This window comes from Microbacterium sp. Y832 (genome assembly GCF_057669765.1).
In genome coordinates this window covers 240345-260717 of sequence record NZ_JBYHFM010000003.1, presented here as the reverse complement: position 1 = coordinate 260717, position 20373 = coordinate 240345, and the positions used below count along the sequence as shown (strand labels likewise).

The window sequence follows — 20373 nt, the reverse complement described above, 5'->3', positions numbered from 1 at the left end:
CGCAGGATCGCATCGTCCGGATGCCGCTCTCGTTGCAGAACATTACGCGCGGCTTCGTTCTGGGGGGCACCTCCGAAACCATCAGTGCATGTCCAGCACCCTGCTCGCGCCTCGTCAGACGGCCACCGTCGCGGTGGACCGCGCTCCGGCTGTCCGCCTTGCGGGCGTCGGGCGCACCTTCGCCGGGCGTGGAACGCCGCGCACCGTCCTGCGCGACATCGACATCGACCTCAGAGACGGCGAGATCCTCGCGATCGTCGGTCCGTCCGGCTGCGGGAAGTCGACGCTGCTGCGCCTCATCGGCGGGCTCGACGCACCCACCGCGGGCGTCGTCGAGGTGGCCGGCACGACGGCCGTCGCCTTCCAGGAGCCGCGACTTCTACCCTGGCGCACGCTCGCCCAGAACGTCTCACTGGGACTCGACCGCCGCACCGACACGCGCGCCGGTCGTGACCGCGTCGCCGAACTGCTGACGCTCGTCGGCCTCGATCAGGCTGCGCACCTGCGCCCCCGTGAGGTGTCAGGCGGCATGGCGCAGCGTGCATCCCTCGCCCGCGCCCTCGCGCGCGGTCCCGAGGTGCTCCTGCTCGATGAGCCGTTCGGCGCGCTCGATGCCCTGACGCGGCTGCGCATGCAGGACCTGCTGAATGACGTGCACGCCGCGGTGCCGACCACGGTCGTGCTCGTGACGCACGACGTCGAAGAGGCGCTCTACCTCGCCGACCGGGTGCTGCTGCTGCGTGCCATCGAGCCGGGCCCCGACAGCGGCGAGGCGTCGATCGTTCGCACCATCACGGTTCCCGGGCTCCGCCCGCGCGACCGCTCCGACCGCACTCTCGCCGACCTGCGCGCCGAGCTGCTGGAGGGGCTCGGCGTCGACACGCACCACACCCTCACTCAGGAGACACCATGAACCGTCCGCTTCGCCGCATCCTTCCCGTCCTCGCCCTCGCCGGCGTGGTCATGCTCGGCGCGACGGGATGCGTCGCGGGCGAGAACGCCGCCGCGGCACCGGCCACCGCGGGGGAGGGCGGGTGGTCGACCGACACGCTGACGCTCGACTTCGCGACGTACAACCCGCTGAGCCTCGTCGTCAAGGAGCAGGGGCTCCTCGAAGAGACGCTCGGCGACTCCGTCACGGTCGAGTGGGTGCAGTCCGCCGGCTCGAACAAGGCCAACGAGCTGCTGCGCGCCGGGTCGATCGACGTCGGCTCGACAGCCGGCTCAGCCGCGCTGCTCGCCCGGGCGAACGGCTCACCGATCCAGGTCATCGACATCTTCTCGCAGCCGGAGTGGTCGGCGATCGTCGTTCCCGACGGCAGCGACATCACCTCGGTCGCCGATCTGAAGGGACGGTCCGTCGCGGCGACGATCGGCACCGATCCGTACTTCTTCCTGCTGCAGGCGCTCCAGGCCGCGGGCCTCGGCATCGCCGACGTCGAAGTGCAGAACCTGCAGCACGCCGACGGATGGGCCGCGCTCGAGGCGGGATCGGTCGCCGCGTGGTCGGGGCTCGACCCGATCATGGCCTCCGCAGAAGTCGATGCCGGCGCGCAGCTGATCTACCGCAACGTCGACTTCAACACGTACGGATTCCTCAACGCGACCGAGGAGTTCATCACCGATCACCCCGACGTCGCCCAGGTCGTCGTGGACGCGTACGAACAGGCCCGGGCGTGGGCGCTGGCCCACCCCGACGAGACGGCGGCGTTGCTGGCCGAGGTCGCTGGCATCGACCTCGCCGTCGCCGAGACCGTCGTCCAGGAGCGGTCGAACCTCGACGTGAGCGGCATCCCCGGTGATGCCCAGCTCGCGGTGCTCGAGAAGATCGCCCCCGTCCTGGTCGACTCCGACGCCGTGCAGGGCGGCGAGCAGGCCGTCACCGACGCGCTGGCGACGATCATCAACGCGACGTTCGCCGAAGAGGCGGTGAACCGGCGATGAGCGCCCTGGCTGAGGCGGTCACCGCCGCGCCCACGGCCGCACCTGCGGGCCGCTCGTTCTGGGACCGCCGCGTCGTGCGCGTCGCGGGCGGCTTCGTCGTGCCGCTCGCGCTGCTCGCGCTCTGGCAGGCGGTCACCGTGACGGGCGTGCTGCCACCGCACCGGCTGCCGGCACCCGCCACGGTCTTCCAGGCCGCCGTCGAGATGCTCGACAGCGGCGTGCTCTGGCTGCACATCGCCATCTCCGTGCAGCGCGTGCTGCTCGGCTTCGCGATCGGCGCTCTCGCCGGCCTCGTCGCGGCGGCGTTCGTCGGTCTCACCCGCGCGGGCGACGTGCTGCTGAGCCCGACCCTCGCTGCCCTCCGCGCCATCCCTTCCCTCGCCCTCGTGCCGCTGCTGCTGCTGTGGATGGGGATCGGCGAAGACTCCAAGGTCGCCCTCATCGCGATCGGCGCGTTCTTCCCCGTCTTCACGACCGTCGGCTCGGCGCTGCGCCACGTCGACCCCCACCTGATCGAGATGGGCCGCTCGTTCGGACTGCGCGGGTGGCACCTGCTGCGCGTCGTGCAGCTGCCCGCCGTCGTTCCTTCGATCGTCTCGGGACTGCGTCTTGCCATGGCGCAGGCGTGGCTCTTCCTCGTGGCTGCCGAACTGATCGCCGCCTCGATGGGGCTGGGGTTCCTGCTGACCGAATCTCAGAGCACGGGCCGCGTCGACCGCATCCTGCTCGCGATCGTGCTGCTCGCGCTGCTGGGCGCGGTGACGAACGGCATCCTCAGCATCGTGCAGAAGCACCTGCTCAAGAAGTGGGCCTGAGGTGACGACCGAGACGCGGCTCGTCGAACGACGAACCTATCCGCCCGGTGACGCGTTCCGCGCTCAGGCCAACCTCGGCGACGAGGCCTACGCGCGCGCCGCCGCCGATCCCACGGCCTTCTGGGAGGAGGCCGCGCACCGATTGACGTGGGATGCGCCCTGGCATACGCCCCTCGAGTGGGAGCCACCCGTCACGCGTGCCGACGGCACCCTCTCGGTCCCCGCTGCCCGATGGTTCACCGGCGGGCGGCTCAACGTCGCGTACAACTGCGTCGACCGTCATGTCGAGGCCGGTCGCGGCGAGCGCGTCGCGCTGCACTTCGAAGGCGAACCGGGCGACCGTATGAGCGTCACGTACGCAGATCTGAAGCGGCGAGTCGCGCGCGTAGCCCACGCGCTTCTGGGTCTGGGCATCGAGCCCGGAGACCGGGTCGTGGTGTATCTGCCGGTTTTGATCGAAACCGTCGTGGTCGCCCTCGCGTGCGCGCGCATCGGCGCCGTGCACTCGCTCGTCTTCGGCGGCTTCTCTGCCGAGGCCGTGCGATTCCGCCTGCAGGACACCCGGGCGGCGCTCCTGGTCACATCCGACGGCCAGTTCCGTCGGGGGTCAGCCGTCGAGGTGAAGTCGGCCGCCGATACGGCCGTCGATGGTCTGGACCACGTCCGGCACGTCCTCACGGTGCGGCGCACGGGGCAGGACGTCCCGTGGACCGCCGGCCGCGACGTGTGGTGGCACGACGTCGTCGACACCGCGAGCGACGTGCACGATGCAGTCTCGTTCGAGGCGGAGCATCCGCTCTTCATCATCTACACCTCCGGCACGACAGGGCGCCCCAAAGGCCTCGTCCACACGTCGGGCGGATACCTCGCGCATGCCAGCTGGGCCCACTGGGCGCACTTCGACGCGAAACCCGACGACGTGCACTGGTGCACCGCCGATCTCGCGTGGGTCACGGCGCACACGTACGAGCTGTACGGTCCGCTGTCGAACGGCCTGACGCAGGTGATCTACGAGGGCACACCGGATGCACCGCACCGCGAGAGGCATCTCGAGATCATCGAGCGCTACGGGGTCACGGTCTACTACACCGCGCCCACGCTCATCCGCACCTTCATGTCGTGGTTCGGCGATGACCTGCCGGCGGAATACGACCTGACGTCGCTGCGCCTGCTCGGCACGGTCGGCGAAGCGATCAACCCCGAAGCGTGGGTATGGTTCCGGCGCACCTTCGGCCGTGACGACGTGCCCGTCGTCGATACGTGGTGGCAGTCCGAGACGGGTGCCGCGATGATCGCGCCGCTGCCGGGGGCGACAATGCTCAAGCCGGGTTCGGCAACCGTTCCGCTGCCGGGAATCGACGCGGCCGTCGTCGACGACGCCGGCGACCCGGTGACGCCCGGCAGGTCGGGCACGCTCGTCGTGCGACGACCGTGGCCCGGCATGGCCCGCACCGTGTGGGGAGATCCCGAGCGCTACCGCGATGCGTACTGGGCGCGCTTCGCGGGGCACGGTGCGCACGGCGGCTACTACGTCGCCGGTGACGGTGCGACCGTCGACGGCGACGGGCACGTGTGGATCCTCGGTCGCCTCGACGACGTCGTGAACGTCTCGGGGCATCGCCTCTCGACGATCGAGATCGAGTCTGCTCTCGTCTCGCAGCAGGGCGTCGGCGAAGCCGGCGCGACAGCCGTCGACGACCCGGTGACCGGCCACGCGGTCGCGGCGTTCGTCGTCGCCTCGGACAGGGCCGACCTAGAGCCGGCGCGGCTGCGCGACGGCGTCGCGCGGCAGATCGGTCCGATCGCGAAGCCGCGGCACCTCTACGTCGTGCCCGAACTGCCCAAGACCCGCTCGGGAAAGATCCTTCGGCGCCTGCTCGCACAGCTGTGGCAGGCTGAGCGGGATCGTCGAGCGGGGCACATTCCCGCGCCCCTCGGCGACACCACCTCGCTGCAGAACCCCTGGAGCGTCGCCCAGATCGCCGACGTGCTCGCCTCTGCGTCACCATCGCCCCGCCCCGCACACCGAGAGAAGACATGACCGACGACCACCGCTTCGGATTCCGCACCCGTGCCCTGCATGCCGGCGGAACCCCCGACGCCTCGACGGGCGCCCGCGCCGTGCCGATCTACCAGACCACGTCGTTCGTGTTCGACGATGCGACGGATGCCGCGAACCTGTTCGCGCTGCAGAAGTACGGCAACATCTACTCCCGCATCGGAAACCCGACCGTCGCGGCGCTCGAAGAGCGTCTGGCATCGCTCGAAGGCGGGATCGGCGCCGTGGCGACGGCGTCGGGCATGAGCGCCGAGTTCATCACGTTCGCCGCGCTCGTGGGCGCGGGCGACCACGTCGTCGCCTCGGCACAGCTGTACGGCGGCACCGTGACGCAGCTCGACGTGACCCTTCGGCGCTTCGGTGTCGAGACGACCTTCGTCGCGTCGGACGACCCTGCGGATTTCGCCGCCGCCATCCGCCCCGAGACGAAGGTGCTCTACGTCGAGATGATCGGCAACCCGTCGGGCGAGATCGCCGACATCGCGGGCCTTGCCGAGGTCGCCCACGCGGCATCCATTCCGCTCGTCGTCGACGCGACGCTCGCGACGCCGTATCTGTCCCGCCCCCTCGAGCACGGCGCGGACATCGTCATCCACTCGGTGACGAAGTTCCTCGGCGGTCACGGCACGACCCTCGGCGGTGTCGTGATCGAGAAGGGCACGTTCGACTGGGGGAACGGCAAGTTCCCGCAGATGACCGAGCCCGTGCCGTCGTACGGCGGCATCCGCTGGTGGGACAACTTCGGCGAGTACGGCTTCCTCACGAAGCTGCGCACCGAACAGCTGCGCGACATCGGTCCCGCACTCAGCCCGCAGTCGGCCTTCCTGCTGCTGCAGGGCGTCGAGACGCTGCCGCAGCGCATGGACGCGCACCTCGCGAACGCCCGCGTCGTGGCGGAGTGGCTGGATTCCGATCCCCGCGTCTCGTACGTCACCTGGGCCGGACTTGCGGGTCACCCGCACCACGACCGCGCGCGCAGGTACCTGCCGTTGGGGCCTGGCGCGGTGTTCGCGTTCGGGGTGACACCGTCGGGCGAGTTCGCGTCGGGCGACGAGCGCCTCGACGCGGCACGGAGCACGGGGGAGGCCGTCATCGATGCGCTCCAGCTCGCGTCGCACCTGGCGAACATCGGCGACGCGCGCACGCTCGTCATCCATCCCGCATCGACGACGCATCAGCAGCTGACCCCCGATCAGCTCGCCGCAGCCGGCGTTCCCGTCGACCTCATCCGCATCTCGGTCGGTCTCGAAGACGCCGAGGACATCCTCTGGGATCTCGATCAGGCCCTCACCCGAGCGACAGGACTGCCGCGATGACCGCGCGACTCGATCAGCCCGATGCGTGCGCTCTGCCCGCGCCCGCCGCGGTGCCGGCTGCCTGTGCGCTGCCCGCCGCCGCCCCGGCCGCGCACGTCGCACGCACGTGGCACGAGCCGTCTGCGGCGCAGCGCCACGACCTGCTGCGCCACGCTCGCTCCATCGCGATCGTCGGAGCATCGGAGAACCGTGCGCGGGCGAGCTACTTCGTCGCTTCGTACCTGCTGGGCGGGTCCGACCTCGACGTGTACTTCGTCAATCCGCGCGCGACCGAGATCCTCGGCCGGCCCGTCTACGCCTCACTCGCCGATCTGCCGGTCGCCCCCGACATCGTCGATGTCTTCCGTAAGCACGACGATCTGCCCGAGGTCGCACGCGAAGCGGTCGCCGTCGGCGCGAAGACGCTGTGGCTGCAGCTGGGCTCATGGCACGAAGAGGCTGCCGCGATCGCCGAGGCGGGCGGGCTCCGCGTCGTGATGGACCGCTGCGTCAAGATCGAGCACGCCCGCTTCCACGGCGGACTGCGCCTGGCGGGCTTCGATACGGGCGTCATCTCATCAAAACGCCAGGTGACGGCGCGCTGACCCGCATGTCGGATAGAATGGTCGGATGCATGCGCGCTCGGCGCGCTGCCCCAGACATCCACCGCTGACATCCACCCGCTTCGAAAGGATTCCGCCATGGCCGGAACGAAGAACCAGGGGATCATCGATCCCCCCATCGATTCGCTGCTCGGGAAGGTCGACTCGAAGTACCAGCTCGTGATCTACGCATCCAAGCGCGCGCGCCAGATCAACGACTACTACTCCGACCTGCACGAGGGCAACCTCTTCGACAACGTCGGCCCGCTCGTCGACTCGAACGTCGAGGACAAGCCGCTCACGATCGCGCTGCACGAGATCCACGAAGACAAGCTGCGCCTGCGCCACGAGGAGTAAGACACACCTCCGCCGTCTGTGTGACGGCCCGATGCCCCCGATGATGCGATGTCCGCACCCGGGGGCATACTGGTGTCCGCCCCCGCCCCGATCTGGAGGATCATGACCGAGTTGCGCCTGTTCACGTCCGAGTCCGTGACCGAGGGCCACCCCGACAAGATCTGCGACCAGATCTCCGACAGCATCCTCGATGCGATCCTCACCGATGATCCGAACGGGCGCGTGGCCGTCGAGACGCTCGTCACAACGGGGCTCGTGCACGTCGCGGGCGAGGTGTCGACGTCGGCGTACGTCGAGATCCCGGCGATCGTGCGCGACGTGGTCAACCGCATCGGCTACACCTCGAGCGAGACGGGCTTCGACGGCGAATCGTGCGGCGTGAGCGTGTCGATCGGCGCGCAGTCCTCCGACATCGCGGCCGGCGTCGACAAGGCGTTCGAACGGCGCGAGGGCGGCTCCGACGACCCGCACGACCTGCAGGGCGCGGGTGACCAGGGCATCATGTTCGGCTACGCGACGAACGAAACCCCCCAGTACATGCCCATGGCGGCGTGGACGGCACACCGTATGGCCGAGCGCCTCGCCGAAGTGCGACGCTCGGGCGCGCTGCCGTTCCTGCGCCCCGACGGAAAGACGCAGGTGACCCTCGGCTACGAGGGGAGCACGCCGCGCACCGTTCAGTCGGTCGTGGTGTCGACGCAGCACAACCCCGACATCTCGCAGAAGGCGCTGCGCGCCGCCGTGCGGGCCGAGGTCATCGACCCCGTGCTCGAGGCGACGGGGCTCGACATCTCCGACGTGAAGTTCTACATCAATCCCGCGGGCCCGTTCGTGATCGGCGGACCCAAGGGCGATGCCGGGCTCACGGGCCGCAAGATCATCATCGACACGTACGGCGGGGCATCGCGCCACGGTGGCGGTGCGTTCAGCGGCAAAGACCCGTCGAAGGTCGATCGCTCGGCCGCCTACGCCATGCGCTGGGTCGCCAAGAACGCCGTCGCGGCAGGGCTCGCCGACCGCCTCGAGGTGCAGATCGCCTACGCGATCGGCAAAGCCAAGCCGGTCGGGCTCTACGTCGAGTCGTTCGGCACGGGTCGGGTCTCAGACGAAGCGATGACGCGGGCGATCCTCGAGGTCTTCGACCTGCGTCCGCGAGCGATCGTCGAGCAGCTCGACCTGCTGCGCCCGATCTACGCGCAGACGGCCGCGTACGGGCATTTCGGGCGCGAGCTGCCCGACTTCACCTGGGAGCGCACCGACCGCGTCGATGACCTCCGGCGCGCCGCCGGACTCTGACGTGACGCGCCGCGTCGCGCGGGTGCTGCTGGATTCGCCGCTGCCGCAGCTGGACCGGCTCTTCGACTACGAGATCCCGAGGGACCTCATCGACGACGCCGTCGCCGGTGCGCGCGTGCGGGTGCCCCTGCGCACGGCGGGCCGCGTCATCGACGGCTATCTCGTCGAGGTGGCCGAATCCGACGACCCCGAGCGCCCGCTGTCCGAACTCGACGCCGTCGTGTCGACCGTGCCGGTGCTGCCCCCGCGGCTCTACGCCCTCGCCCGACGTGCCGCCGATCGCGCGGCGGGCTCGGCCGGTGACATCCTGCGCCTGGCGATCCCCAAGCGCATGGTGCGGGCCGAGAAGGCCTGGCTCGCCGCCGCCCGCCCCGTCGCCGCCGAGGTCACCGCCGACGCACTCCCGGCGCTTGACGTGTACCCCGGGCTCGCTGACGCGCTCGACGCGGGCGAGCGCGTCGCCCTCACCGCCCCGCCCCACCCTGCCCGGCTCTCGGACGGCACGACCGTGGGGTCGTGGGCCGTGCTGCTGGCATCCGCTGCCGCGCACACGCTCGCGGCGGGTCGCAGCGCCGTGCTCGTCGTGCCTGATCACCGCGATCAGGATCAGCTCGCCGCCGCCCTCACCGACCTGGTCGCGCCCGACGCCATCGTCGCCGTCGACGCGCGGCAGTCCTCGCCCGCGCGATACGCCGCGTTCCTTCGCACCCTGACCGACGTGCCCTGCATCGTGCTGGGCAACCGGTCGGCGGTGTACGCGCCCGTGCACGAGATCGGCCTCATCGCCATCTGGGACGACGGCGATCCGCTGCTCGGCGAGCCGCTGAGCCCCGGCGTCCATGCCCGCGATGCCGCTCTGATCCGGCAGGAGCTCGACAGTCCCGCTCTCGTGTTCGCGGGACACACGCGCACGACCGACGTCGAACGCCTCGTCTCGCTCGACTGGGTGCGCGAGGTCGCTCCCGCCCGCAAGAGCAGCCCGCGCGTCGTGCTGAGCGCCACGCGCGAGGGCGAGTCGCAGGGCGCCCGCGTGCCCTCATCGGCGTTCGCCGCGGCGCGCGAAGCCCTCGTCGACGGCCCCGTGCTCGTCCAGGTGGCCCGCCCCGGCTACGCCCCCGTGCTCGTCTGTGCCGGATGCCGCCACGCCGCGCGATGCGCGCACTGCGGCGGACCCCTGCATGCCAAGTCGCACGGCGCCGTTCCCGTGTGCGGCTGGTGCGGGCGCCGGGCGCAGGCGTGGACATGCCCCGACTGCGCCGGAACGACCGTGCGTATGGCCTCGTCGGGCAGTGAGCGCACGGCCGACGAACTGGGCCGCGCTTTCCCCGGCGTGCGCATCATCGTCGCCGACGGCGACCACCCCGTTATGCGCGTCGACGCACGCCCCGCCCTCGTCGTCGCGACGCGCGGCGCCGAGCCGATCGCCGACGGCGGGTACCGCGCCGTCATCCTGCTCGACGGCGACCGCATGCTGCAGGCCGAAGCCCTGCGGATCGGCGAGTCGTGTCTGCGCTGGTGGTCCAACGCGGCAGCTCTCGCCCAGCCGAAGGCGCCCGTGCACCTCGTGGGCGTCGCCGGAGCCGTCGCCCGCGCCCTCGCGACATGGTCGCAGCCCGCCTACGCGCGCGGCGAGCTCGCCGACCGGGCCGCCCTGCGGATGCCGCCCACCGTGCGCGTCGCCGCGCTCGAGGGCCCGCGCACGGCCGTCGAGACGGCCATCACTTCGGTGCGCGCAGCCGTGCCGACACTCGACGATTCGTCGGTGCTCGGCCCCGTGCCGCGCGAGGAAGGCGTCCGCGCCCTCGTGCGCTTCGACTACGGCAGTGGCGCAGCGGTCACCGAAGCACTGCGCGCCGCCGTCGTCGCCAATGCGCTGAGCGCGCGCAAGGCCGCCAAAGGCCGCAATCCCGCCGCCCGCAATACACTCAGAGTTCGGGTCGACGTGCCCGATCTCGATCTGTGAGGAGACCATGCGCCTCGTCTTCGCGGGCACGCCCGCGCCCGCCGTACCGTCCCTGCGCGCACTCGCCGCCTCGCACCACGACATCGCGCTCGTGGTGAGCCGCACCGACGCACCGCTCGGGCGCAAGCGCACGCTGACGCCGTCGCCCGTGACCGCAGCCGCCCGCGACCTCAGCCTCGACGTGCTGCGCACCGACCGGCTCGACGACGCGGCCACCGCGCAGATCGCAGCGCTCGAGCCCGATCTCGGAGTCATCGTCGCCTACGGCGGACTCGTCCGCGAGCCTCTGCTGTCGACACCCCGCTACGGCTGGATCAACCTGCACTTCTCGCTCCTGCCGCGCTGGCGCGGGGCGGCACCCGTGCAGCGCGCACTCATCGCGGGCGATGACCGAACCGGAGCGAGCGTGTTCCAGCTCGTCGCGGCTCTCGATGCGGGCGACGTCTTCGCCGAGCGTTCGCACCCCATCCGCCCCGATGCGACGGCCGGATCGCTCCTCGACGAACTCGCGCACGACGGCGCCGACCTGCTGCGAGAGCTCGTCGACGCGATCGAGACCGGAACCGCCGTCGCGACGCCGCAGACCGGAAACCCCTCGTACGCTCCCAAGCTCACCGACGACGACGGCAGGATCCGCTGGGACGAGACGCGCGACGCCGTCATGAACCGCATCCGCGGCGTGACCCCTGAGCCCGGCGCGCACACGACGATCGGCGGAGCGCGCCTGAAGATCCTCGCCGCCGCCCCCGCGCCCGACGACGCGCCTGACCTCGCCCCCGGCGTCTTCGGCGCACACGGCAAGGACGTCGTCGTGGGTACGGGTTCACGGCCCGTCCTCCTCGAGACGATCCAGCCCGCCGGCAAGGGCGCGATGCGCGCGGCCGACTGGTGGCGGGGTCTGCGCGGCGTCCAGCCGGTGGTCGCCTCATGAGCCGCGTGCAGCCGGCCCGCCGCGTCGCCTTCGAGACGATCCGCGCCGTGCACGAGTCCGACGCGTACGCCAATCTGCTGCTGCCCGCCTCGATCGCCCGCGCGGGCCTGTCGACCGCCGACGCGGGGCTGGCCACCGAACTGACCTACGGCACGCTGCGCCGCGAGGGCACCTACGACGCGATCATCGCCCTCGCCGCCGACCGGCCCGTGCACGAGATCGACACCGCCGTGCTCGACGCGCTGCGGCTCGGCGTGCACCAGCTGCTGTCGACCCGCGTCGCATCGCACGCGGCCGTCAACGAGTCGGTCGAGCTTGCACGCGATGCGGCAGGACGCGGTGCCGCCGGATTCGCGAATGCCGTCCTGCGCCGCGTCTCGCGGGAGACCCCCGGTGACTGGATGATGCGCGTCGCCGACACGGCCCGCTCCGACGACGAGCGCCTGGGCCTGCTGTTCGCGCACCCCGTCTGGGTCGTGCGGGCTCTGCGCCGCGCCCTGGCTGCGGAAGGACGCGCCGGCGAGCTCGAGGCGCTCCTCACCGCCGACAACGTCTCGCCGCGGGTCACCATGGCGGCCCTACCGGGGCTCGCCGAGGTTCCCGATGACGCGCGCCGCACGCCGTACTCGCCGTACGGCTTCCGCCTGTCCGGCGGCGACCCCGAAGGCATCATCCGCGCCGCCGAGGGGCGCATCCGCGTGCAAGACGAAGGGTCGCAGCTCGCGGCCCTCGCGCTGACCCACGCGTCGCCGATCGAGCCGGGGGAGCGGTGGCTGGATCTGTGCGCCGGGCCCGGCGGCAAGACCGCGCTGCTGGCTGCCGAGGCTCTCACCCACGGAGCACGCCTCGAGGCGAACGAGATCGCCCCGGCGCGCGCGGGTCTGGTCCGCCAGGCCGTCGCGGGGATTCCCCTGGACGTGCCGGTCTCTGAGCAGGACGGACGGATCCGCGCGGCCGAAGCCCGCGACACGTACGACCGCATCCTCGTCGACGCGCCGTGCACAGGGTTGGGCGCGCTGCGCCGGCGCCCCGAGGCGCGCTGGCGCAAGGCGCCCTCCGATGTGCCCGATCTGTCGGAGCTGCAGCGCGAGCTCCTCTCCGCCTCGATCGGCGCCCTGAGGCCCGGCGGGATCGTCGCCTATGTGACGTGCTCGCCCCACCTCGCCGAAACGGCCGGCGTCGTCGCCGAAGTCCGCCGTGAATGGGGTGACGCGGTCGAGGAGCTCTCGGCCCGCGATGCCGTGACGGCGGCGTCCGTCGGCGATCCCGACCTGCTGCCGCAGGCCGACGGCAGTCTGCGCGCGCAGCTGTGGCCGCACCGGCACAACACCGACGCCATGTCGATCTCGCTGCTTCGCCGGCTCTGACCATAATGGAGCGGTGCCCGACATCCGCGTGAACCCCAGCATCCTCGCCGCCGACTTCGTCAACATGCAAGCCGAGCTCGCGCGCATCCACGCGGCCGACTTCGTGCACGTCGACGTCATGGACAACCACTTCGTGCCGAACCTCACGTTCGGCCCCCAGATGGTCGAGCGCATCCAGGCGACGAGTCCCGTCCCGCTGGACGTGCACCTCATGATCAGCGACCCCGATCGTTGGGCGCCGGAGTACGCCGAGCTGGGTGCGGCATCCGTCACGTTCCATCTCGAAGCGGCGGCAGAGCCGGTCGCGCTCGCCAGGCGCCTGCGCGACATCGGCGCACGGGCAGGCGTCGCCGTCAAGCCGGCGACACCCGTCGAGGGCCTCTTCGACCTGCTCGACGAGTTCGACCAGATCCTCGTCATGACCGTCGAGCCGGGCTTCGGCGGTCAGTCGTTCATGCCCGAGATGATGCCCAAGCTGCGCCGCCTCGCCGACGAAGCACGCCGCCGCGGATCCAGCGTGTGGCTGCAGGTCGACGGCGGAATCGGCGACGCGACCATCGCGCAGGCCGCCGAAGCGGGGGCGGACACCTTCGTCGCAGGATCCGCCGTGTTCGGCGCATCGGATCCGGATGCCGCCATTGCGAAGCTGCGCGCGGCCGCCGCGGCGGCGACCCACCGCCACTGACAGGTACCCTGGCATGGTGAAGACGTTCGACGCCCTGTTCGCTGAGCTCCAGGCGAAGGCCGCCGAGCGCCCCGAAGGATCGGGGACGGTCGCGCAGCTCGATGCCGGCGTACACGCGATCGGCAAGAAGATCGTCGAAGAGGCGGCCGAAGTGTGGATGGCTGCCGAGTACGAGTCGCACGACGCCGCGGCCGAAGAGATCTCACAGCTGATCTATCACCTGCAGGTGCTCATGCTCGCGAAGGGACTGACGCTCGAGGACGTCTACCGACATCTGTGAGCGTGCCTCCACCCGTCATCTGCGACATGAGAAAGCTCATCTGAAATGCTGCGAATCGCCGTGCCGAACAAGGGCTCGCTCGCCGAGACCGCGACCGAGATGCTCGCCGAGGCCGGTTACACCGGTCGCCGCGACCCGAAAGACCTGCACGTCATCGACCCGACCAATGAAGTCGAGTTCTTCTACCTGCGCCCCAAGGACATCGCGACCTACGTCGGCTCCGGAGCCCTCGACGTCGGCGTGACGGGCCGCGACCTGCTGCTCGATGCGCGCATGCCGGGTGCGGTCGAAGTCGAGGCTCTCGGCTTCGGCGGTTCGACGTTCCGCTTCGCGGGTCCGCCCGGACGCTTCGCGAGCGTGCACGACCTCGAGGGCGCACGCGTCGCGACGGCCTATCCCGGTCTCGTCGATGCCTTCCTCGATGACCACGGCATCGCCGTCGACCTCGTGCCGCTCGACGGCGCCGTCGAATCCGCCGTCGCGCTGGGCGTGGCCGACGCCATCGCCGATGTCGTCTCGACGGGCACGACGCTGCGTCAGGCGGGCCTGGAGATCTTCGGGCCCGTCATCCTCGAGTCCGAAGCCGTGCTCATCACCTCGCCCGCCGAGGCACCCGGCACCCAGACCCTCCTGCGGCGTCTGCGCGGCGTCATGGTCGCCCGCCGCTTCGTCATGGTCGACTACGACCTGCCGGCCCACCTCGTCGATGAGGCCGTCGCGGTCGCCGGTGGCGTCGAGTCACCGACGATCTCACCCCTGCGCGACCCCGGGTGGGTCGCCGTGCGCGTCATGGTCGCGCGTCAGGGCGTCAACCAGGTGATGGATGCCCTGTATGCGATCGGCGCCCGTGCGATCCTCGTGACGGCGATCCACAACGCGAGGCTGTGATGAGCGTCGTCTGCCGCGTCATCCCCTGTCTCGACGTGGCCGCGGGTCGCGTCGTGAAGGGCGTCAACTTCCAGAACCTGCGCGACATGGGCGACCCCGTCGAACTCGCACGCGAGTACTACCGCCAGGGTGCCGATGAGCTGACGTTCCTCGACGTCACCGCGACCATCGACGAGCGCGCGACGACCTACGACGTCGTGCGCCGCACGGCCGAAGAGGTCTTCATTCCGCTCACGGTCGGCGGGGGAGTGCGTCAGGTCGACGACGTCGCGCGGCTTCTGGCCGTGGGCGCCGACAAGATCGGCGTCAACTCCGCCGCGATCGCACGCCCGGGCCTCATCGACGAGATCGCGGATCGCTTCGGCGCGCAGGTGCTCGTGCTGTCGCTCGACGTCGCGCGCGCGACCGGCGAGCTGGCCGACCTCGTGCCCTCGGGCTTCGTCGTGACGACGCACGGTGGGCGCACGGCGACGACGCTCGACGCCCTCGAGTGGGCGCGCGAAGCGATCGAGCGCGGCGCGGGCGAGCTGCTGGTCAACTCGATCGACGCCGACGGCACACGTGAGGGGTTCGACCTCGAACTGGTCCGGCTCATGCGCGAGGTCTCGAGCGTGCCCGTCATCGCCTCGGGCGGTGCGGGCCGGGCGGCCGACTTCGCGCCAGCGATCGCCGCAGGCGCCGACGCCGTGCTGGCGGCATCCGTCTTCCACTCCGGCCAGCTCACCGTCGGCGACGTCAAGGCGGCGATGGTGGCCGAGGGCATCCCGGTGCGCGAGGTCGCCTCATGACGCACGAACGCGATCCCCGGCTCGACCGTGTCACCTTCACCGATGACGGCCTCGTCGCCGCCATCGTGCAGCAGTGGGACACGCGCGAAGTGCTCATGCTCGGCTGGATGGATGAGGAGGCGCTGCGGCGGACGCTCACCGAGGGGCGTGTCACGTTCTGGTCGCGCTCGCGGCGCGAGTACTGGCGCAAGGGCGACACGTCGGGCAACATCCAACTCGTGAAGGGCGCGCGCCTGGACTGCGACGGCGACGCGATCCTGCTCACCGTCGAACAGGTGGGCCCCGCCTGCCACACGGGCACGCGAACGTGCTTCGATGCCGACGACCTCGCCCCGCTCGTCGCGGACGGCCCCGCGGAATGATCAGCCGCGCGCGCCTCGTCGCCATCCTCTCGACGCTCCTGCCCGGAGCGATCGGAGTCATCGCCTCCACGCAGACCTGGCTCACCGTCGTGCTCGCCGACGGCGCGCATCACACGCTGCCCGTCCCGGGCGCCTCGGCGATCCCCGTTCTCGCCCCGCTCAGTCTCGCCGTTCTCGCGCTCGGCGCCGCCCTGTCGGTCGTCGGCCGGGTGCTGCGGTACATGTTCGGAGCACTGACGGTCGTGCTCGCCGGCATCCTCTTGGTGCTGACCACAGCCGTCGTGACGGGCCCGCAGACCTCCCACGTCGCCTCGACCGTGACCGAAGCGACCGGCATCACGGGCGAGAAGGCCGTGGCCGGCCTCGTCGAGACGGTCGAGGTCTCTGTGTGGCCCGCCGTGACGCTCGTCTGCTGGGTCGTGCTGCTCATCGCCGGGGTCTTCACGATCGCCACGGCGCACCGCTGGAAAGGCGCGGGGCGCCGCTACACGACGGGCGACACTCCCGGGCGTGCGACGGCGACGAGCGCGGGATCGCGCCCGCACGACGCGATCGACGACTGGGACGGCCTTTCTCGTGGCGAGGATCCGACGACCTGACCGATAGACTGACGTCGACCCGCGCCTATTTCGGAGGAGATCCATGAGCACCAACATCGGCGACCCCGGCCACGGACACTCGCCCGCCGCCTGGACGGCCGTCGTGATCATGCTCGTCGCGGTCACTCTCGGCGTCGTTTTCTTCGTCCTCGACATGCCCGCCCTCGTGTGGGCCTCCGCGGCGCTCCTGGTCGTCGGGCTCATCGTCGGATGGGTCATGGCCAAGGTCGGCTACGGCGTCAACGGCCCGAAGTACTCGCCGAAGGCCCACTGAGGTGCTGGCCGATCTCACGGCCGGCGCGGTTCAGGATGCAGAGGCTCGCGCTGCTGCGCGACCCCTCGCGGTCGTCGAGCGAGACGCCCTCATCCAGCCGCCCGCTCGTGACGCCCTCGCCGCGCTCGCGCCGGCCGACCGCGTCAAGATCATCGCCGAGGTCAAGCGCGCCAGCCCCTCGCGTGGTGACCTCGCGGCGATCCCCGACCCCGCCCTGCAGGCTCTGCGCTACCAGGAGGGCGGTGCATCCGCCATCTCGGTCCTGACCGAGGGACGTCGCTTCAAAGGCAGCCTCGCCGACCTCGAGGCCGTCAAGTCCGCCGTGCAGGTGCCCGTGCTGCGCAAGGACTTCATCGCGACCGAGTACCAGGTGCTCGAAGCGCGCGCGTCGGGTGCCGACCTCGTGCTGCTCATCGTCGCGGCTCTCGCCCAGCCCGTTCTGACGCGCCTGCATGCCCTCGTGCTCGAACTCGGCATGACCCCGCTCGTCGAAACGCACAGCGCGGGCGAGGTCGACACAGCGGCTGAGCTCGGCGCACGTCTCATCGGCGTCAATGCGCGAGACCTGTCGAACTTCGGACTCGACCGCGACCTGTTCGGCCGCCTCGTCGACCGGATCCCGGCCGACGCGATCAAGATCGCCGAGTCCGCCGTCCTCTCACCCGACGACGTCACCCACTACCGGTCCGCGGGCGCCGACGCCGTGCTCGTCGGCGAAGCGCTCGTGACGAATGACCCCGTCTCGACGCTTCAGGCGTTCCTCGAGGCGGGCTCATGAGTCTGCGGGCGGCAGCCGGCCCCTTCTTCGGCGATTTCGGCGGCCGTTACATGCCCGAGTCGCTCATCGCGGCGATCGACGAGCTGACAGCCGAGTACGACGCCGCGAAGGCCGATCCCGCGTTCCACGCCGAGTTCGTGCGCCTGCTCCACACGTACGCCGGCCGTCCTTCGATCATCACCGAGGTGCCTCGGTTCGCCGAGCACGCCGGGGGAGCGCGCATCTTCCTCAAGCGCGAGGACCTCAACCACACCGGCTCGCACAAGATCAACAACGTCCTCGGCCAGGCGCTTCTGACGAAGCGTCTCGGCAAGACCCGCGTCATCGCCGAGACCGGCGCGGGACAGCACGGCGTCGCCACGGCGACCGCCGCCGCGCTGTTCGGCTTCGACTGCACGATCTACATGGGCGAGGTCGACACCGAGCGCCAGGCGCTCAACGTCGCTCGCATGCGGCTGCTCGGCGCCGAGGTGATCCCCGTCACGACGGGTTCGCGCACGCTGAAAGACGCCATCAACGACGCCTACCGCGACTGGGTCGCCACGGTCGAGAACACGAACTACGTCTTCGGCACGGCCGCAGGCCCGCACCCGTTCCCCGCCATGGTGCGCGACTTCCAGAAGGTCATCTCCGAAGAGGCGCGCCAGCAGCTCCTCGATGAGACGGGCCGACTGCCCGACGCCGTCCTCGCGTGCGTCGGCGGGGGCTCCAACGCGATCGGCATGTTCGACGCGTTCCTCGATGACGAGGGTGTCCGCCTGTACGGCGTCGAGGCGGCCGGAGACGGTGTCGACACCGACCGGCACGCGGCATCCATCGAACGAGGCCGTCCCGGCGTGCTGCACGGCGCGAAGACGTACGTGCTGCAGGACGAAGACGGCCAGACCATCGAGTCCCACTCCATCTCCGCGGGACTGGACTACCCGGGCGTCGGCCCCGAGCACGCGTGGCTGGCCGACATCGGGCGGGCCACGTACATCCCCGCGACCGACGACGAGGCGATGCAGGCGCTGCGTCTCCTGTCGCGCACCGAGGGCATCATTCCGGCGATCGAATCCGCGCACGCCCTCGCGGGGGCCCTGCGCATCGGACGCGAGCTCGGTCCGGATGCGATCCTCGCCGTCAACCTGTCCGGCCGCGGCGACAAAGACATGGACACCGCCGCCCGCTACTTCGAGCTGTACGACGAGGAATCGCCCGTGGACGCACCCGCCGCCGCCGAATCGGCCAAGGGCGACGGGGTCGAGCTGTGACGGCGTCGCGGGTCGCCGCCGCGATCGACAAGGCTCACGCTGAAGGCCGCGGAGCGTTCATCGGCTACCTGCCGCTCGGGTTCCCCGATCTGCAGGCGAGCATAGAAGCCGCTGTCACCCTCGCCGAGAACGGTGCCGACATCATCGAGCTCGGCCCTCCGTACTCCGATCCCGTCATGGACGGCACCGTCATCCAGGAAGCCACCCAGACGGCCCTGGCGGCGGGATTCCGTCTGCGCGACACGTTCACGGCGATCCGCGAGATCACGGCACGTGTCGATGTCCCCGTCCTCGTCATGACGTACTGGAACCCGGTCGTGCAGTACGGCGTCGACCGCTACGCCGATGATCTCGTCGCCGCAGGCGGGGCAGGTCTCATCACGCCGGACATCACGCCCGAAGCCGCGACCGAGTGGATCGCTGCGAGCGAGCGCACGGGCCTCGACCGCGTCTTCCTCGCCGCACCCACATCCACCGACGAGCGTCTCGACCTCATCGTCAAGAACTCGACGGGCTTCATCTACACCGTCTCGACGATGGGCATCACGGGGGAGCGGGCTGAGCTGGACGCCGCTGCTCGCACGCTCGTCGAGCGCCTGCAGGCCAGGGGAGCCGGTCACGCGTGCGTCGGAATCGGCATCTCGACAGCCGATCAGGTAGCCGGTGTCGTCGAGTACGCGGCCGGCGCGATCGTCGGAACGGCCCTCGTACGCGCCCTGCGCGACAGTGGACTCGAAGGCCTCGCGACCGAGACACGCGCACTCACCGCCGGTACGGTCACGACCGTCGGTCGCGACAACTAAACTCGCAATCATGCTTTCCTCCGCCGCGGGCGTCGTCACCAGCATCCCGAGTCCCGACATCAGCTCGTTCTCGATCGGTCCGCTGACGATCCACATCTACGCGCTGTGCATCATCACGGGCATCATCGTCGCGATGTTCATGACGAACTACCGGCTCACCAAGCGGGGCGCCGAGCCGTGGGTCGTGATCGACATCAGCCTGCTGGCTGTGCCGCTCGCGATCATCGTGGCGCGGTTCTATCACGTCTTCACGCACGCGAACTTCTACTTCGCCGAGGGACGCGAGTGGTGGAACCCGTTCGTCAAGGACGCCATCTGGAACGTGTGGGACGGTGGCATCGCCATCTACGGCGCGCTCATCGGCGGTGCCATCGGAGCCTGGCTCGGCTGCCGCTGGACCGGCATCCGCTTCTGGACGTTCGCCGATGCGCTCGCGCCCGGCCTCCTGCTCGCGCAGGCGATCGGCCGGTTCGGCAACTGGTTCAACCAGGAGCTCTTCGGCACCCCGACCGACCTGCCCTGGGGTCTCGAGATCGATTATCCGAACGCCGCGTGGCCGATCGGACTGCCCGAAGGCACGCTGTTCCACCCCACCTTCCTCTACGAAGTGATCTGGAACCTGCTCGGCGTCGTCGTGCTGCTGTGGCTCGGCCGTCGCCTGCGTCTGCAGTGGGGCCGGCTGTTCGCGGTCTACCTCATCTGGTACAGCGCCGGCCGCATCGTGTGGGAGTCGATGCGCATCGACCCGAGCGATGTCATCTTCGGCCTGCGCACCAACGTGTGGGCGGCCATCGCGGGCGTCATCATCGGTGTCGTCATCCTCATCGTGCAGGCTCGACGCCACACCGCCGATGAGCCCTCGCCCTACCGGCCGGGGCGGGAGTGGAAGCCTGACGGGGCTGTAGAATCTCAGTCACCCGACTACGTCGACGTCAGCGAACCGCCGACCGACACCGTCGAAGAGGACACCGCCACAAGCACAGTCGCCACGAAGTAGCGTCACGCGCACTTCGTCCAACGGGCCGACGACGTCC

Annotated in this window: 22 protein-coding genes; all 22 read left to right on the top strand. The window is 70.5% G+C overall.

What is annotated here, in order from left to right:
• Positions 1-88 precede the first annotated feature (88 nt).
• The 22 genes from AC25YV_RS06925 to lgt all read left to right on the top strand — a co-directional run bounded on the left by AC25YV_RS06925 (position 89) and on the right by lgt (position 20336).
• On the top strand, positions 89-913 hold the full coding sequence (locus tag AC25YV_RS06925; RefSeq protein WP_488123106.1) for an ABC transporter ATP-binding protein: 825 nt from the start codon (positions 89-91) through the stop codon (positions 911-913).
• Complete coding sequence (locus AC25YV_RS06920) at positions 910-1944, top strand: aliphatic sulfonate ABC transporter substrate-binding protein (RefSeq protein ID WP_488123105.1); 1035 nt, start codon at positions 910-912, stop codon at positions 1942-1944. Before AC25YV_RS06925 ends, AC25YV_RS06920 begins: the two co-directional genes overlap by 4 nt.
• On the top strand, positions 1941-2759 hold the full coding sequence (locus AC25YV_RS06915) for an ABC transporter permease (protein WP_488123104.1): 819 nt from the start codon (positions 1941-1943) through the stop codon (positions 2757-2759). Before AC25YV_RS06920 ends, AC25YV_RS06915 begins: the two co-directional genes overlap by 4 nt.
• A 1-nt stretch (position 2760) precedes the next feature.
• On the top strand, positions 2761-4800 hold the full coding sequence (acs, locus tag AC25YV_RS06910; protein ID WP_488123103.1) for an acetate--CoA ligase: 2040 nt from the start codon (positions 2761-2763) through the stop codon (positions 4798-4800).
• A complete protein-coding gene (locus tag AC25YV_RS06905; RefSeq protein ID WP_488123102.1) occupies positions 4797-6134 on the top strand; it encodes an O-acetylhomoserine aminocarboxypropyltransferase/cysteine synthase family protein in 1338 nt (445 codons plus the stop codon). Before acs ends, AC25YV_RS06905 begins: the two co-directional genes overlap by 4 nt.
• The gene (locus AC25YV_RS06900; protein ID WP_488123101.1) at positions 6131-6718 is read left to right on the top strand and encodes a CoA-binding protein; all 588 of its coding nucleotides are present in this window, start codon (positions 6131-6133) and stop codon (positions 6716-6718) included. Before AC25YV_RS06905 ends, AC25YV_RS06900 begins: the two co-directional genes overlap by 4 nt.
• Before the next feature lie 96 nt (positions 6719-6814).
• Entirely contained in the window at positions 6815-7072 is a 258-nt protein-coding gene (gene rpoZ, locus AC25YV_RS06895) for a DNA-directed RNA polymerase subunit omega (protein WP_376125986.1), read from the top strand.
• Between the two features lie 102 nt (positions 7073-7174).
• Complete coding sequence (gene metK, locus AC25YV_RS06890) at positions 7175-8368, top strand: methionine adenosyltransferase (RefSeq protein WP_488123100.1); 1194 nt, start codon at positions 7175-7177, stop codon at positions 8366-8368.
• A complete protein-coding gene (locus AC25YV_RS06885) occupies positions 8340-10331 on the top strand; it encodes a primosomal protein N' family DNA-binding protein (RefSeq protein ID WP_488123099.1) in 1992 nt (663 codons plus the stop codon). The genes metK and AC25YV_RS06885 overlap by 29 nt, the downstream gene beginning before the upstream one ends.
• Before the next feature lie 7 nt (positions 10332-10338).
• Positions 10339-11262, top strand: a complete 924-nt coding sequence (fmt, locus tag AC25YV_RS06880; RefSeq protein WP_488123098.1) for a methionyl-tRNA formyltransferase — start codon at positions 10339-10341, stop codon at positions 11260-11262.
• On the top strand, positions 11259-12629 hold the full coding sequence (locus tag AC25YV_RS06875) for an RsmB/NOP family class I SAM-dependent RNA methyltransferase (protein ID WP_488123097.1): 1371 nt from the start codon (positions 11259-11261) through the stop codon (positions 12627-12629). The genes fmt and AC25YV_RS06875 overlap by 4 nt, the downstream gene beginning before the upstream one ends.
• Before the next feature lie 13 nt (positions 12630-12642).
• Positions 12643-13314: a ribulose-phosphate 3-epimerase gene (rpe, locus tag AC25YV_RS06870; RefSeq protein WP_488123096.1), complete on the top strand. Its 672-nt coding sequence runs from the start codon at positions 12643-12645 to the stop codon at positions 13312-13314.
• A gap of 16 nt (positions 13315-13330) precedes the next feature.
• Positions 13331-13594 carry a phosphoribosyl-ATP diphosphatase gene (locus tag AC25YV_RS06865; protein ID WP_488123095.1) on the top strand — a complete coding sequence of 88 codons (264 nt, stop codon included), beginning with the start codon at positions 13331-13333 and terminating at the stop codon, positions 13592-13594.
• Positions 13595-13639: 45 nt separating this feature from the next.
• A complete protein-coding gene (hisG, locus tag AC25YV_RS06860; protein WP_488123094.1) occupies positions 13640-14482 on the top strand; it encodes an ATP phosphoribosyltransferase in 843 nt (280 codons plus the stop codon).
• Entirely contained in the window at positions 14482-15270 is a 789-nt protein-coding gene (gene hisF / locus AC25YV_RS06855; RefSeq protein WP_488123093.1) for an imidazole glycerol phosphate synthase subunit HisF, read from the top strand. Before hisG ends, hisF begins: the two co-directional genes overlap by 1 nt.
• Positions 15267-15632 carry a phosphoribosyl-AMP cyclohydrolase gene (gene hisI / locus AC25YV_RS06850; RefSeq protein WP_488123092.1) on the top strand — a complete coding sequence of 122 codons (366 nt, stop codon included), beginning with the start codon at positions 15267-15269 and terminating at the stop codon, positions 15630-15632. Before hisF ends, hisI begins: the two co-directional genes overlap by 4 nt.
• Positions 15629-16231 carry a Trp biosynthesis-associated membrane protein gene (locus AC25YV_RS06845; protein ID WP_488123091.1) on the top strand — a complete coding sequence of 201 codons (603 nt, stop codon included), beginning with the start codon at positions 15629-15631 and terminating at the stop codon, positions 16229-16231. The genes hisI and AC25YV_RS06845 overlap by 4 nt, the downstream gene beginning before the upstream one ends.
• 43 nt (positions 16232-16274) lie before the next feature.
• The gene (locus AC25YV_RS06840) at positions 16275-16505 is read left to right on the top strand and encodes a DUF6704 family protein (RefSeq protein ID WP_488123090.1); all 231 of its coding nucleotides are present in this window, start codon (positions 16275-16277) and stop codon (positions 16503-16505) included.
• 1 nt (position 16506) lies between these two features.
• The gene (gene trpC / locus AC25YV_RS06835) at positions 16507-17283 is read left to right on the top strand and encodes an indole-3-glycerol phosphate synthase TrpC (RefSeq protein ID WP_488123089.1); all 777 of its coding nucleotides are present in this window, start codon (positions 16507-16509) and stop codon (positions 17281-17283) included.
• Positions 17280-18536, top strand: coding sequence for a tryptophan synthase subunit beta (trpB, locus tag AC25YV_RS06830; RefSeq protein ID WP_488123088.1), 1257 nt, complete (start codon positions 17280-17282; stop codon positions 18534-18536). Before trpC ends, trpB begins: the two co-directional genes overlap by 4 nt.
• Complete coding sequence (gene trpA / locus AC25YV_RS06825; protein WP_488123087.1) at positions 18533-19339, top strand: tryptophan synthase subunit alpha; 807 nt, start codon at positions 18533-18535, stop codon at positions 19337-19339. Before trpB ends, trpA begins: the two co-directional genes overlap by 4 nt.
• Positions 19340-19349: 10 nt before the next feature.
• The gene (lgt, locus tag AC25YV_RS06820) at positions 19350-20336 is read left to right on the top strand and encodes a prolipoprotein diacylglyceryl transferase (RefSeq protein ID WP_488123086.1); all 987 of its coding nucleotides are present in this window, start codon (positions 19350-19352) and stop codon (positions 20334-20336) included.
• Positions 20337-20373 lie beyond the last annotated feature (37 nt).

Coding starts and splice junctions, on each gene's coding strand:
- AC25YV_RS06925 (WP_488123106.1), top strand. CDS start 89: ATGTCCAGCACCCTGCTCGCGCCTCGTCAGACGGCCACCGTCGCGGTG.
- trpB (WP_488123088.1), top strand. CDS start 17,280: ATGAGTCTGCGGGCGGCAGCCGGCCCCTTCTTCGGCGATTTCGGCGGC.
- rpoZ (WP_376125986.1), top strand. CDS start 6,815: ATGGCCGGAACGAAGAACCAGGGGATCATCGATCCCCCCATCGATTCG.
- AC25YV_RS06840 (WP_488123090.1), top strand. CDS start 16,275: ATGAGCACCAACATCGGCGACCCCGGCCACGGACACTCGCCCGCCGCC.
- AC25YV_RS06845 (WP_488123091.1), top strand. CDS start 15,629: ATGATCAGCCGCGCGCGCCTCGTCGCCATCCTCTCGACGCTCCTGCCC.
- AC25YV_RS06920 (WP_488123105.1), top strand. CDS start 910: ATGAACCGTCCGCTTCGCCGCATCCTTCCCGTCCTCGCCCTCGCCGGC.
- AC25YV_RS06875 (WP_488123097.1), top strand. CDS start 11,259: ATGAGCCGCGTGCAGCCGGCCCGCCGCGTCGCCTTCGAGACGATCCGC.
- lgt (WP_488123086.1), top strand. CDS start 19,350: ATGCTTTCCTCCGCCGCGGGCGTCGTCACCAGCATCCCGAGTCCCGAC.
- AC25YV_RS06900 (WP_488123101.1), top strand. CDS start 6,131: ATGACCGCGCGACTCGATCAGCCCGATGCGTGCGCTCTGCCCGCGCCC.
- hisI (WP_488123092.1), top strand. CDS start 15,267: ATGACGCACGAACGCGATCCCCGGCTCGACCGTGTCACCTTCACCGAT.
- fmt (WP_488123098.1), top strand. CDS start 10,339: ATGCGCCTCGTCTTCGCGGGCACGCCCGCGCCCGCCGTACCGTCCCTG.
- AC25YV_RS06905 (WP_488123102.1), top strand. CDS start 4,797: ATGACCGACGACCACCGCTTCGGATTCCGCACCCGTGCCCTGCATGCC.
- metK (WP_488123100.1), top strand. CDS start 7,175: ATGACCGAGTTGCGCCTGTTCACGTCCGAGTCCGTGACCGAGGGCCAC.
- AC25YV_RS06885 (WP_488123099.1), top strand. CDS start 8,340: ATGACCTCCGGCGCGCCGCCGGACTCTGACGTGACGCGCCGCGTCGCG.
- hisF (WP_488123093.1), top strand. CDS start 14,482: ATGAGCGTCGTCTGCCGCGTCATCCCCTGTCTCGACGTGGCCGCGGGT.
- hisG (WP_488123094.1), top strand. CDS start 13,640: ATGCTGCGAATCGCCGTGCCGAACAAGGGCTCGCTCGCCGAGACCGCG.
- AC25YV_RS06915 (WP_488123104.1), top strand. CDS start 1,941: ATGAGCGCCCTGGCTGAGGCGGTCACCGCCGCGCCCACGGCCGCACCT.